The 13,505-nt window shown below is 43.5% G+C and carries 10 protein-coding genes; 1 reads left to right on the top strand and 9 read right to left on the bottom strand.

Annotation, left to right across the window (positions count from 1 at the left end; all coding sequences use genetic code 11):
• Positions 1 to 131: 131 nt before the first annotated feature.
• The 6 genes from glyA to NQ508_RS05395 form a co-directional block, all read right to left on the bottom strand.
• Positions 132 to 1,370, bottom strand: coding sequence for a serine hydroxymethyltransferase (gene glyA, locus NQ508_RS05420; RefSeq protein WP_006427031.1), 1,239 nt, complete (start codon positions 1,368 to 1,370; stop codon positions 132 to 134).
• A gap of 107 nt (positions 1,371 to 1,477) precedes the next feature.
• A complete protein-coding gene (gene dnaJ, locus NQ508_RS05415; protein WP_006427032.1) occupies positions 1,478 to 2,674 on the bottom strand; it encodes a molecular chaperone DnaJ in 1,197 nt (398 codons plus the stop codon).
• Between the two features lie 23 nt (positions 2,675 to 2,697).
• Entirely contained in the window at positions 2,698 to 4,578 is a 1,881-nt protein-coding gene (gene dnaK, locus NQ508_RS05410; RefSeq protein WP_006427033.1) for a molecular chaperone DnaK, read from the bottom strand.
• Positions 4,579 to 4,633: 55 nt separating this feature from the next.
• On the bottom strand, positions 4,634 to 5,245 hold the full coding sequence (gene grpE / locus NQ508_RS05405; protein WP_006427034.1) for a nucleotide exchange factor GrpE: 612 nt from the start codon (positions 5,243 to 5,245) through the stop codon (positions 4,634 to 4,636).
• Between the two features lie 36 nt (positions 5,246 to 5,281).
• Positions 5,282 to 6,319, bottom strand: coding sequence for a heat-inducible transcriptional repressor HrcA (gene hrcA, locus NQ508_RS05400; RefSeq protein WP_006427035.1), 1,038 nt, complete (start codon positions 6,317 to 6,319; stop codon positions 5,282 to 5,284).
• A 249-nt stretch (positions 6,320 to 6,568) separates the two neighbouring features.
• Positions 6,569 to 9,118 (bottom strand): glycoside hydrolase family 3 protein, encoded by a 2,550-nt coding sequence (locus tag NQ508_RS05395; RefSeq protein ID WP_006427036.1) that lies wholly within the window; start codon positions 9,116 to 9,118, stop codon positions 6,569 to 6,571.
• A 304-nt stretch (positions 9,119 to 9,422) separates the two neighbouring features.
• Here NQ508_RS05395 and NQ508_RS05390 point away from each other — a divergent pair, with 304 nt between their 5' ends.
• A complete protein-coding gene (locus NQ508_RS05390; RefSeq protein WP_006427039.1) occupies positions 9,423 to 10,265 on the top strand; it encodes an ATP-binding protein in 843 nt (280 codons plus the stop codon).
• A 193-nt stretch (positions 10,266 to 10,458) separates the two neighbouring features.
• On the opposite strand, the gene NQ508_RS05385 is transcribed toward NQ508_RS05390, so the two are convergent.
• The 3 genes from NQ508_RS05385 to NQ508_RS05375 form a co-directional block, all read right to left on the bottom strand.
• A complete protein-coding gene (locus NQ508_RS05385; RefSeq protein WP_006427040.1) occupies positions 10,459 to 11,778 on the bottom strand; it encodes a replication-associated recombination protein A in 1,320 nt (439 codons plus the stop codon).
• A 70-nt stretch (positions 11,779 to 11,848) separates the two neighbouring features.
• On the bottom strand, positions 11,849 to 12,640 hold the full coding sequence (locus tag NQ508_RS05380) for a polysaccharide deacetylase family protein (protein ID WP_242654713.1): 792 nt from the start codon (positions 12,638 to 12,640) through the stop codon (positions 11,849 to 11,851).
• 182 nt (positions 12,641 to 12,822) lie between these two features.
• Positions 12,823 to 13,491 carry a flavin reductase family protein gene (locus NQ508_RS05375; protein ID WP_006427042.1) on the bottom strand — a complete coding sequence of 223 codons (669 nt, stop codon included), beginning with the start codon at positions 13,489 to 13,491 and terminating at the stop codon, positions 12,823 to 12,825.
• Positions 13,492 to 13,505: the final 14 nt, after the last annotated feature.

The following is a 13,505-nucleotide window of genomic DNA, read 5'->3' as shown; positions in this document are numbered from 1 at the left end:
TACTCAAATATTTTGCTCAATCTTTTCACTGTTGGACATTTTGTTCAAGCAACAATAAAATCCGCCTGGGTAAGCTTAAATCCTTTTCCCAGACGGATTTCCTGTTTTGTCTTATTTTCTTTCGTTGTTCCTTACATATCCAGAGGATATTTTGCAGTCAGCTCTGCAACCATTCCTTTGACTTTTTCAATGTTATCTTCACTCTGAAGTACGAGTGCGATACACTCTGCGATCATATCCATGTCGTCTTCTTTTAATCCTCTTGTTGTAACCGCCGGTGTTCCAAGTCTGACACCGCTTGTCACGAACGGTGATCTTGGATCGTTCGGTACCGTATTTTTGTTACATGTGATGTGTGCGGCATCCAGACGTTTTTCCAGTTCTTTACCGGTCACATCTTCTCCTCTTAAATCAATCAGCATCAGGTGATTATCTGTTCCTCCGGATACAATCTTCACTCCACGGTCCATCAGTCCCTTACTGAGTGCCTGTGCATTTTTGATGATCTGTTTCTGATATTCTGCGAATTCAGGCTCCAGGGCTTCTTTGAAGCATACCGCTTTTCCTGCGATCACGTGTTCCAGTGGTCCTCCCTGGATTCCAGGGAATACAGCTTTATTAAAGTTGAATTTATCTGCTGCTTCCTGATTACAGAGGATCAGACCGCCTCTTGGTCCGCGCAGTGTCTTATGTGTTGTCGTTGTTGTGACATCTGCGTACGGGATCGGGCTTGGATGAAGTCCTGCTGCAACAAGTCCTGCGATATGGGCCATATCAACCATCAGGTATGCTCCTACTTCATCCGCGATCTCACGGAATTTTTTGAAATCAATGATTCTTGCATAAGCACTTGCTCCCGCAATGATCATCTTTGGTTTTTCTTTTACTGCGATCTCACGTACCTTATCATAATCGATCACACCCTCGTCGTTCACTCCGTATGATACGACGTTGAAATATTTACCGGAAATATTAACCGGAGAACCATGTGTCAGATGTCCGCCATGATCCAGGTTCATACCCATGACTTTGTCTCCAGGCTCCAGCATTGCAAAGAATACTGCCAGATTTGCCTGTGCTCCGGAATGTGGCTGTACATTGGCATAATCACAGCCAAATAACTTCTTTGCTCTTTCTCTTGCAAGATCTTCCACTACATCCACACACTGACATCCACCATAGTAACGTTTGCCCGGATAGCCTTCTGCGTATTTATTTGTAAGCGGACTTCCCATTGCTGCCATGACTGCTTTGCTTACCCAGTTCTCCGATGCGATCAGCTCCAGATGCGAATTCTGTCTCTCCATCTCGGCCTGAATGGCGTCTGCAATTTCACTGTCTGCTTTTTTAATTTCATCAAATGCATACATATTTGAGTCCTCCTGGTTTGTTAAAAATTTAATTTATTTAATATGATATCACTTTACCACGGTGAATGCCAGTGTTTTTTGTAAAAAAGAGGAAACCTCTGATGAAATTAATCATCAAAGGTCTCCTTTAATTTATCCATAAATCCTTTTTTCTTTTTGCCTTTATGTTCGTGCTCTTCCGCTTTTTCAGATTTCTCTGCTCCGAGGGAATTGCCGGTCAGCTCATCGAATTTACGCAGTGCTTCTTTTGCTTCGGCACTTAAGTGTTCCGGTGTCTGGACCACAAGTGTTACATAATGATCGCCGCGAACCTGTGCATTTCGAAGAGATGGAACTCCTTTACCTTTCAGACGTACTTTTGTATCTGTCTTGGTTCCCGGTTTTACCGTGTAGATCACTTCTCCATCTACCGTCTTGATACGGATATCCGCACCAAGTGCTGCCTGTGCAAATGTAATCGGTACCGTTGAGAAGATGTGCATATCCTGACGCTGGAAGATTGGATGTCTTGATACCACAACCTCCACCAGAAGATCTCCTCTTGGTCCGCCGTTTACACCCGGCTCACCTTTTTCACGGATTCTGACACTCTGGCCATTATCAATACCTGCAGGAATCGATACGGATATCTTCTTCTTGCTGGCTACATAGCCTGTTCCGCCGCAATCCGGACATTTTTCCTTAATAATCTTACCAGTTCCCTGGCAATCCGGACAGGTCTGTACATTCTGTACCGTTCCAAAGAATGACTGCTGTGTATATACTACCTGACCTTTACCGCCACATTTCGGACAAGTCTCCGGAGATGTTCCCGGTTTGGCACCTGTTCCGTTACATTTCGGACATGGGTCTTTTAATACAACGTCCAATTCTTTCTCGCATCCGAATACAGCCTCTTCGAATGTGATTCTGACACTCTTACGGATATTCATACCTTTCATCGGTCCCTGGTTCGCACGACCGCCTCTGCGCCCGCCGCCGAACAGATCTCCGAAGATATCTCCGAAAATGTCGCCAAAATCAGCACCGTTAAAGTCGAATCCGCCATATCCGCCGCCTGCTCCCGCACTTCCGTCAAAAGCAGCATGACCAAACTGATCATACTGACGGCGTTTTTCCGGATCACTCAAGACTGCATACGCCTCAGAAGCTTCTTTGAACTTCTTTTCAGCTTCAGCATCACCCGGATTCATATCCGGGTGATACTTCTTGGCAACCTGTCTGTATGCTTTTTTCAAAGTTGCTTCGTCAGCATCTTTACTGACCCCAAGCACCTCATAGTAATCTCTTTTTGACTCTGCCATTTCCTATTCCTCACTTAATGTTCTTAGACTTCTTTGTAATCTCCGTCTACGACATCGTCGCCCTGGAATCCTTCTGGTGCCGGGCCTGCTCCTGCATTAGCTCCTGGCTGAGGACCAGCTCCCTGAGCTCCTGCTGCTGCGCCAGCCTGCTCATACATCTTTGTGAAGAGCTTCTGAGCACTCTCTGTCAGTTTTTCTTTACCTGCTTTGATCTCTGCAACCTGCTCATCTGTAAGAGTATCTGTATTTGCTTTTTCAAGTAATTCTTTCAGAGCTTTGCAGTCAGCTTCTACTGCTGCTTTGTCTGCACCGTCAAGCTTGTCGCCAACTTCCTGCAGAGCTTTCTCTGTCTGGAATACCATAGCGTCAGCTTCGTTCTTAGCATCGATTCCTTCTTTACGTTTCTTGTCCTGAGCTTCGAATTCAGCAGCTTCTTTTACAGCTTTGTCGATATCTTCATCAGACATGTTAGATCCTGCTGTAATTGTGATGTGCTGTTCTTTTCCAGTTCCAAGGTCTTTTGCAGATACATTTACGATACCATTTGCATCGATATCGAATGTAACTTCGATCTGTGGGATTCCACGTGGAGCTGGTGCGATTCCGTCCAGTCTGAACTGTCCGAGGGATTTGTTATCTCTTGCGAACTGTCTTTCTCCCTGTACTACGTTGATATCAACGGCTGTCTGGTTATCAGCAGCTGTAGAGAAGATCTGGCTCTTCTTTGTAGGAATTGTTGTATTTCTCTCGATCAGACGAGTAGCTACACCACCCATTGTCTCGATAGACAGTGACAGCGGAGTTACATCCAGAAGAAGGATGTCGCCGGCGCCTGTATCTCCTGCAAGTTTACCACCCTGAACAGATGCTCCAAGTGCTACACACTCATCCGGGTTCAGAGATTTGCTTGGCTCTTTACCTGTCAGACGTTTTACTTCTTCCTGTACTGCAGGGATACGTGTAGATCCACCAACTAACAGTACCTGACCAAGTTCAGAAGCTGTGATACCAGCATCTGATAATGCTCTCTGTACCGGCTCAGATGTCTTCAGTACAAGATCATGTGTCAGTTCATCAAATTTAGCTCTTGTAAGGTTCATATCGAAATGTTTTGGACCTTCTGCTGTAGCTGTGATGAATGGAAGGTTGATGTTTGTTGTTGTTGCTGAAGAAAGTTCTTTTTTAGCTTTCTCAGCTGCTTCTTTTAATCTCTGAAGTGCCATCTTATCTGCAGATAAGTCAACACCTTCCTGTTTCTTAAATTCAGCGATCATGTAGTCTGTAATCTTCTGGTCGAAGTCATCTCCACCAAGTCTGTTGTTACCGGCTGTAGATAATACTTCGATAACTCCGTCACCGATCTCGATAACAGATACGTCGAATGTACCACCACCAAGGTCATATACCATGATCTTCTGTTCTTTTTCATTGTCAAGACCATATGCAAGAGCTGCTGCTGTTGGCTCGTTGATGATACGTTTTACATCAAGTCCTGCAATCTTACCTGCATCTTTTGTTGCCTGACGCTGAGCATCGTTGAAGTAAGCAGGTACTGTGATAACAGCCTCTGTTACTTTTTCTCCAAGATATCCTTCTGCATCTGCTTTCAGTTTCTGAAGGATCATTGCTGAGATCTCCTGTGGAGAATATTTCTTATCTTCAATTGTTACCTTGTAGTCGGTTCCCATCTCTCTCTTGATAGAAGAGATTGTTCTCTCTGCGTTTGTTACTGCCTGACGTTTTGCAGGTTCTCCGACAAGACGCTCACCTGTCTTTGTAAATGCTACTACAGATGGTGTTGTTCTTGCGCCTTCTGTGTTGGCGATAACTGTTGGCTGTCCACCTTCCATTACGGCTACACAGCTGTTTGTTGTTCCTAAATCAATACCTATAATTTTACCCATGATAAATTTCCTCCTGTATGATTTTTTATTCTGATAATTGTGAATGTTCTTGTTTCTAATTTGCTACTTTTACCATGCTGTGTCTTACAACTGAATCACGGTATGTGTAGCCCTTCTGAAATTCCTCGGCAACAATATTCTCACCGAAGTTTTCATCTTCCACATGCATCACTGCGTTGTGGAAATTCGGATCAAACGGCTGGCCTACTGCTTCAATAGGCTTAACCTCGATTCCTTCCAGAGTGGTAAGCAGATGTTTATACACCTTCTCCATTCCCTGAACGAACGGATCTTCTTTGTCTTCTTCCTTCACTGCATCCAGACCTCTTTCAAAGTTGTCTACAACTGGAAGAATCTTCTCTATGATATCTTTCGCTCCAACTTCGTACATCTGGGATTTTTCCTTTTCTGTACGTTTGCGGAAGTTATCAAACTCTGCCATCTGACGGGTAAGCTTATCTGTAAGCTCTTCGATCTTCTCGTCTTTTTTATCTTTTTTCTTGCCAAATAATTTTTTGCCAGATTTCTTTTCTGTATCTTTCGCTGTCTCTTCGGCTTCTTCGTTTTCCACTTTTTCAGAAGTTTCTGTTGTCTCGTCTGTATCTGTCTCTGCTTCTTTTGCTTCAGCAGCGGATTTTTTTGCCTCTTCTACAGCTTCTTTTACCATATCTTCCTGGCTTTTTTCCTGCTTATTTTCCAAGGGTTATTCCACCTTTCTATCATTCTTATGGAACATCTGATCCAGTTCTGTCTGGAGACGTTTCATAGATTTTAAAACATGTTCATAATCCATACGTTTCGGTCCGATAATTCCTATCGTTCCCTTCATACCATCACCCAGTTCGTAGGTTGCAGTTACGACACTGCAGTCTCTCATAGTCTGTACCGGAGTCTCATCTCCGATATATACCTGAATGCCGGTATTCTCATCCTGTGCCAGGGTCTGTGTAACCAGTTCGGATAACTGCTGTTTTTCTTCAAATGCACTGATGATTTCCTGTGCGCTCTGGTTATCACTCAGCTCCGGATATTTAAAAATGTTCGTCGCACCGCTTGTGTAGATCTGCATATCATCATCTACATGAATCGCATCTGCAACTGCATCCAGTACATATCCGACTACCTGACTGTGGATTCCTGCCTGCTCCTTTAATCTGGCGATCAATCCCAGGTTGATTTCTTCAATCGACATGCCGTTGAGTGTTGTATTCAGCAGCATATTCAGCTTTAACAGATTCTCATTGCTGATCGGCTCATCAATGTTAATGATCTTATTCTTGATCACATTGCCTCCCAGTACGATGACTGCGATCACCTGTTCCTCATCTACCATAGATAACTGGATGAACTTAATCTTGTTTGAATTGTTCATCGGAGTCGAAACCATCGTTGCATAGTTGGTATTCGTTGCAAGAACCTTTGCTGCCTGTTTCAAAAGCTGATCCATCTTATCTGCTTTGTCAAGCATCTGATCCTGCATCTCATTCAGCTCCTGCTCTTTCTCCTCCATCAGCATATCTACATAGAGCCTGTATCCTTTATCCGAAGGAATACGTCCTGCCGACGTATGAGGCTGGATGATATATCCCATCTCTTCCAGATCTGCCATCTCATTACGGATCGTTGCTGAACTAAGATTCAGATCCGTGTACTTGGAAATCGTTCTGGAACCAACCGGTTCACCTGTCTCCAGATAATTCTGGATGATTGCATGAAGTATTTTCAGTTTTCTTTCACTCATCTCTTCATGATTTATCACCGGTACCTCCTCCTTTCGGTTTCTGGTTATTAGCACTCTTTTTATCTGAGTGCTAACACCTTTCGACTATTAAGATAGCACTCTCACATATTTTTGTCAACACTGTTTAGATATTTTTTAGAAAATGTAAAAAACCTTCTGATTACCACTTCTTTCGAATGCACATCAACGCAAACAGGCAGACTACTTATAATATATTGTCTGCCTGTTAATCACTTTATTCTTTTTCGTTTATATTGTTTTTAACGCAATTCCAAGGATATGTTTTGCACATCTCTGAAGATCCGCTTTGGTAATCCTTCCATTTTTTACGCCGTCTACAATATCCTCTACATTTTTCCTGCACCCTGGCATCTGAAGATCATTTCCTGCCTTAATGCACTGTACACCATCGGAATAGCTGTATTTCCCGCTTTCTGATACCATTCCAAGTGCCGTCGTATCCTGAGACGTATACCAGTCTGTCATAATAAAGCCTTCAAATCCCCATTCATCACGCGCTACATTCTGAAGCATGTCATAATGATTGGCGGCATGCGTTCCATTGATCAGATTATACGATGTCATGATCGCATATGGCTGTGCTGTCTTCACCACAATTTCGAATCCTTTCAGATAGATTTCTCTTAATGCACGTTCGCTGATATGTGCGTTCGTGAACATACGGTTGTCTTCCTGATTATTTGCCGCAAAATGCTTGATCGTCGTTCCATGTCCTTTGTAAGACTGTACACCCTTTGTATCGGCTGCCGCACACAGTCCGGTAAGCAGTGGATCTTCCGAATAATATTCAAAGTTTCTTCCACACAATGGATTTCTGTGAATATTCATGCCCGGTGCCAGCCACAGGTGAATATGAAACTGTTCCATCTCTTCTCCGACAATCTCACCCATTCTCTTGATAAGATCCACATCCCATGACTGCGCAAGTGTCGTCGCAATCGGGATTGCCGTACAGTACTGGTAATAATCCTGCGCTCCTTCCGGCTGCTCTTTCGCAAACGGTGCAATTTCCATTCCGAACTGTTCCCCACCCGGTAATTTATTGCCTTCTTTATCCGTTTTAAAATGTGTCTGTAACCGTAATCCTGCCGGTCCATCTGCAAGGATCAGATTCGGGATTTTCCGCTTCTCGATCAGTGCCGACGTCGTATCCCCTGCTGCTCCCGGCACACATGCAGAAGATGACCCGATTACATTGCCGCCTTCTTCCAGTCGTTCGGTTCCGACACAAAGATCAGCCATCTCTTCTACCGTAAGCTGTGCAACCAATTCTTCGAGTGATGCTGCCCCCTTCTTCACATCCTCCAGTGTTAATATCTCGTCTGGTCTTTTATCTTCCAGCGTAGTACGTATCACTTCATATTCCATGATCTTTTTCTTAAAGTTTTCCGCATAGATCAATATCGGGCGCATAAATGGTGTGTCATCCAGTTCCAGGTCAAAGATTGGGACCATATGGTGAATCTCTTTTACAAATTCCTTATCCTTCATCACATTCTTTAAAAGAACCGTCTGAACTGTTTCATCCAGATCTATGATCGCGGCTACTTCCGTTGTACGTGAACTGTTCCCCACACGAATCGTATACTCGCCTTCCTCCATAACCCATGCTGCATCATAACTGTCATAAGATGCCATATCTTCTGTCGCAAATGTAACTGTTACCACTTCTTTTTCTCCCGGCATGAGAAGCTTTGTCTTGGCAAATCCTGCAAGCTCCTGTGTTGGTTTTTCCATAACTCCATCCGGTGCCGAATAATAAACTTGTACGACTTCTCTTCCCGGATATACCTTACCGATATTCGTCACTTCCACTTCTACCTTTACCAGCTTTTCATCTGCGGTCACTTCTTTGGTCACCAATGAGAAATCCGTGTATCCTTTTCCATACCCAAAGCAATACAACGGCATGATTCCAAATGTATCAAAATAACGATATCCGACATAAATCCCGTCACTATAGTATTCATCATCCAGATTGTCATCGCGGTAACTGAAAGTTCTCGATGACGGATAGTCATCATAAGATCTTGCCCATGTATCTGTTAATTTTCCTGACGGAACTGTTTTAGCCATCAAGACATCCGCCACTGCATGGCCACCCATATTTCCAGTCTGTCCGGTCAGAAGGATTGCCTGCACTCCGGAAATCTTCCGCAATTCTGTCAGATCTATCACGCCTCCTGTATTCAATAATACAACACAATTCGAATAATTTTCCGTCATAAACCGGATGTTCTGCAATTCTCTGTCACTCAGATAATAATCTCCTTTTTCTGCCCGCCGGTCTTTTCCCTCTCCGGAATTTCTTGCAAGCACATAAATGGCCGCATCTGCCTCTTTGATATCTGTCTCTTCGACAATTGGCTGCTCCGGTTCCTGAAACGGATGTTTGAACCCAAGGATTACCGATGGCTCTCCCGTCTCATCTGACATATCTTTTAACTTTTTCAAATATGTTTTCTGCGCCTCTTCCAGATCCCGGTCGTATCTGTCAAGCCAGTCTTCTGTCACGATCTCAAATCCGGCTTCTTCTAATCCCCGTGCGATTGAAACTGTTTTTCTTACATTGACATCTCCGGATCCTGTTCCTCCTTTCACCGTATGTCTGGCTCCCGTTCCATATAATGCAATCTTTTTTATCTTATCTGAAAATGGTAATACACCGTCATTCTCCAAAAGGACCATACATTCCCCGGCCAGATGACGTACTTCATTCTCATGCTCTGTCTCATACTTCTGAATTTCATTTGTTTTCGATGCATAAATCTGTGCCATATATCTTCCTCTTTTCCTATATTATATTTTTCAAATTATAATGCTTCTGTTTCTGATTTTTGTATTTTGCTTGCAGAAATATCAGCTCTGTGAAAAATTTTAACACATTCTTCTGTCATTTTTCCATACTTAACATCCATTATTTCAGATACATTACGGACATCTTAATTGCGGTATTGTAATTATTTTTATTTTTGTTGTTATTCCAACAACATTCTTTTTCTTCTTTATAGTACACTAATACCTGCAAAACAACTGATACCATTTTAAACATATTTCTATTTTTAAGAAAAGGAGAATCATTATGATCAGAAAAATAATCCATATAAATGAAGAAAAATGTAACGGATGCGGTGCATGTGCCAACGCCTGTCACGAAGGTGCCATTCAGATGGTTGATGGAAAAGCCCGATTAATGCGCGATGATTTTTGCGATGGCCTTGGTGACTGTCTGCCGGCCTGTCCGACAAATGCAATCACATTTGAAGAACGTGAAGCGGATGCTTATGATGATGATGCAGTAAAAGCACATCTTGCCGCCAAAGGACCGGAAGCACTTAAGAAACACCTTGATGCAAAAAAAGCACATGCTCACGATAATGATGCACCAGCTCCACATCATGGTGGATGTCCGGGTTCTATGGCTCGTGAAATTCAACACACTGCTCCTCATGGTGGATGTCCGGGTTCTATGGCTCGTTCGGTTGAACACACTCATAATAATGATGCAAGTGCTTCTAATAATATGTCAGGAAGTACACCGACCGCTTACTCCATGGAAAGTCAGCTTCGTCAGTGGCCGGTCCAGATCAAGCTTGCTCCGCTGAGCGCACCATATTTCCAGAACGCAAATCTGCTGATTGCAGCCGACTGTACGGCATATGCATATGGCAACTTCCACAACCAATTCATTAAGAATCACGTTGTACTGATTGGATGTCCGAAACTGGATGCAGTTGATTATACGGAGAAATTAACCGAGATCATCAAGCATAATGATTTCAAAAGTCTTACTATCGTCCGTATGGAAGTTCCTTGCTGCGGAGGACTGGAGCATGCCGCTACAGAAGCGTTAAAAGCAAGCGGGAAGTTTATTCCTTGGCAGGTGGTGACGATTGGGATTGATGGAACTATAAAGGATATTTAATGCATGAAGCGGTCGTTACCCGGAATAGGAGTCACTGTTTGAGCCGTATGGCGAGTTTGACTCCTATTCCGGGTGCTTTTAGAAAATTCTGACGCCCTTATAACTTCTTCATCGTAGAATCTTAGCCCGTAGCAGAATACCAAGTCTTTCTCATGGACCGGGGGTAAACCACGATACTGCATTAAACAGCAACTCACTGATCTTCCCGGATATACCTCATCCACTCTTTAATCTCCTTCTCATGCCCATTCTCGCTTGGTACATAGAATTTTTCTCCGACGATCTCGTCCGGGAGATACTGTTGTTCTACATAATGGTGCGGATAATTATGTGCATATTTATATCCGATGCCGTGTCCCAGTTTCTGGGCTCCTTTATAGTGGGCATCCTGCAGGTGTGACGGAACCGTTGTCTTTGTGCGTTTCACGCTTGCCATTGCATCAAAGATTGCATTGCATGCGGCATTACTCTTTGGTGCAGTTGCTACATACGTGACTGCCTGAGAAAGAATGATCTGTGCTTCCGGCATACCGATTCGTTCGACTGCCTGGGAAGCAGATACGGCAACCGTAAGTGCCATCGGATCTGCATTTCCGACATCTTCCGATGCGCAGATCATGATACGTCTGGCTATGAACTTGATATCTTCTCCTGCGTATAACATTTTCGCAAGATAATACACTGCCGCATCTGGATCGGAGCCACGCATACTTTTGATAAATGCAGAGATCGTATCATAATGATTATCCCCGGTCTTATCGTATTTGACTACACGTTTCTGAATGCATTCGGATGCAACATCCAGTGTGATGCGAATCTTTCCGTCTGCACTTCGTTCTGTTGTCAGGATTCCAAGTTCGACTGCATTCAATGCACTTCTGGCATCTCCTCCGGAAATGTCTGCAAGAAATTCCAGTGCATCTTCATCGATCACTGCCTGGTAACTTCCCATACCTTTTACCGTATCATAGACTGCCCTTGTGATCAGTGTCTTGATGTCTTCTTTGGCAAGCGGCTGTAATTCAAAGATGCTCGATCTGGAAAGCAACGCCCCATTCACTTCAAAATACGGATTCTCTGTCGTTGCGCCGATCAGAATGATCGTACCGTCTTCTACAAACGGCAGCAGATAATCCTGCTGTCCCTTATTGAATCTATGGATCTCATCCACGAACAGGATTGTCTTCTTCCGGTACATTCCCTGCATCTCTTTTGCTTTGTTTATCACTTCTTCCATGTCCTTTTTACCCGCAGTCGTTGCGTTGATCTGGGTAAATTCCGCACTGGTCGTATTGGCAATGACTTTGGCGAGTGTGGTCTTTCCTGTTCCCGGAGGACCGTAGAAAATAACCGAACTTAATTTGTCAGCCTTGATCGCCCTGTAAAGTAATTTGTCCTTTCCGATAATGTGCTGCTGTCCGACTACTTCCTCTAATGTGGTCGGGCGCAGTCTGGATGCAAGCGGTGCCTCTTTTTCCATGTTCTGCTCCCGCATATAATCAAATAAATCCATTCTTTCATCTCCATTTATCTATGTAAATTTTCATTCATCAGATCTGATTCTTAAATTCTGCGTTTTGAATCTAATTCATAATGAGTTCATCAACCGTTACAAATTCAAATCCTTCCTTCTGCAGGATATCTACAATACGCAGTGCCGCATTCACACTGGACTCATAACAGTCGTGCAATAAAATGATATCATTTTCCTTTGCCTGCGTCACTACTTTATTGACAATTTCATCTTCATTATTCGTTGTCCAGTCCAGAGGATCTATCGTCCACATCACAGGCATAACATCCAGTTCCCACTCCAGCTTCTTCTGCCAGGCTCCGAACGGTGGTCGCATATAAGAGACTTCTTCTCCTGTGATCCCGGTAATCACTTCATTTGTCATCAGAATTTCTTCTTTTGCCGTCTCATCCGGTACACGTGTGATTTCTACATGGTGATACGTATGATTGCCGACCAGATGCCCTTCTTCCGATTCTCTCTTTACAAGTTCCGGCGTATTTTCTGCATTTTCCCCGATCAGGAAAAATGTTGCTTTTACATTCCGCTCTTTTAATCCATCCAGTAGTTTCGGTGTCCATGCCGGGCTTGGTCCGTCGTCAAATGTGATTGCAATCTTAGGGGCCTCTTTTATCATATTCGATGCTACATACTGAATGGCCTTTTCATTACTTGAATGGGTATTTTCTGACAATTCCTTATGAGTTTTTTTCACTCCCACAACAGCCTCATCTTCCAACTGCACCATCTTTGTCAGAAGGAAATAGATGCCTAATATATAAATCAGCAAAATTCCCGCCATTTTCATCCTGGTCCGTCGTTTGTATGTTATATCTGATTTGCAATCGATATTTGATTTCATGTCACACCCGCATAGCATTATTTCATTTTACTATATGCAGGGGCAGGGAATTCCATACCCGGGTTCTTTTTCTGCCTTACTGCAATACGAAAAAGCTGCCATTGACATTTTCCTCTTGCATACTTTGGTATACAAAAGGCGCCAGAATTCTGACGCCTTGCTTTACCTTATATTTTTCTATATTATTTCTTACGTTTTCCCGGTACCGCTTTCTTTCCTGTACTCTTCTTATTCTTTTTCGATACAGGCTTCTTTTCTGCATTCTTCTTATTCTTTCTCGATACAGAAGCTTTTCTGACGCTCCATCCAAATGTTCCAAGTGAATCTCCCAATGTCAGATATTCTCCATGAGAATACGCCAGAAGTCCGGCTTTTCCAAGCTGTAATCTTCCCTTTTCATCCAGATATTCTTCTCCTACCTGAACAGCCTCTACTTTAGCCAGAAACATATGATGTGAGCCGAGTTCTTTGATCTCGGTTACTTTACACTCAATGTTCACCGGACATTCTTCTATGATCGGTGCATAGTCAAGCTTTGATGCTCTGCCGGCTGTCAGATGCATCTCTTTCCATTTATCAACATCACGACCGGAGCGTACTCCGCACCAGTCTGTTGCCTTTTTTAACTTTTCAGTTGTCAAATTTACTACGAACTCTCCGCTGTCTTTCAGAAGATCGTACGAATATCGCTCCGGTCTTACGGATATGTACAGCATTGCCGGATTCGTACATACCGTTCCGGTCCACGCAACCGTTATGATGTTCGATTTACCGGATTTATCTGCGGTACTTACCATCACGGCCGGGAGCGGATACAGCATATTTCCCGGTTTCCAGATCTGCTTTGCCATGTCTTTTTCCCCCG

Origin of the sequence: Dorea longicatena (genome assembly GCF_025150085.1) — a bacterium.
In the GTDB taxonomy this organism is placed as follows: domain Bacteria; phylum Bacillota; class Clostridia; order Lachnospirales; family Lachnospiraceae; genus Dorea_A; species Dorea_A longicatena.
This window is presented reverse-complemented; position numbering and strand designations above follow the sequence as displayed.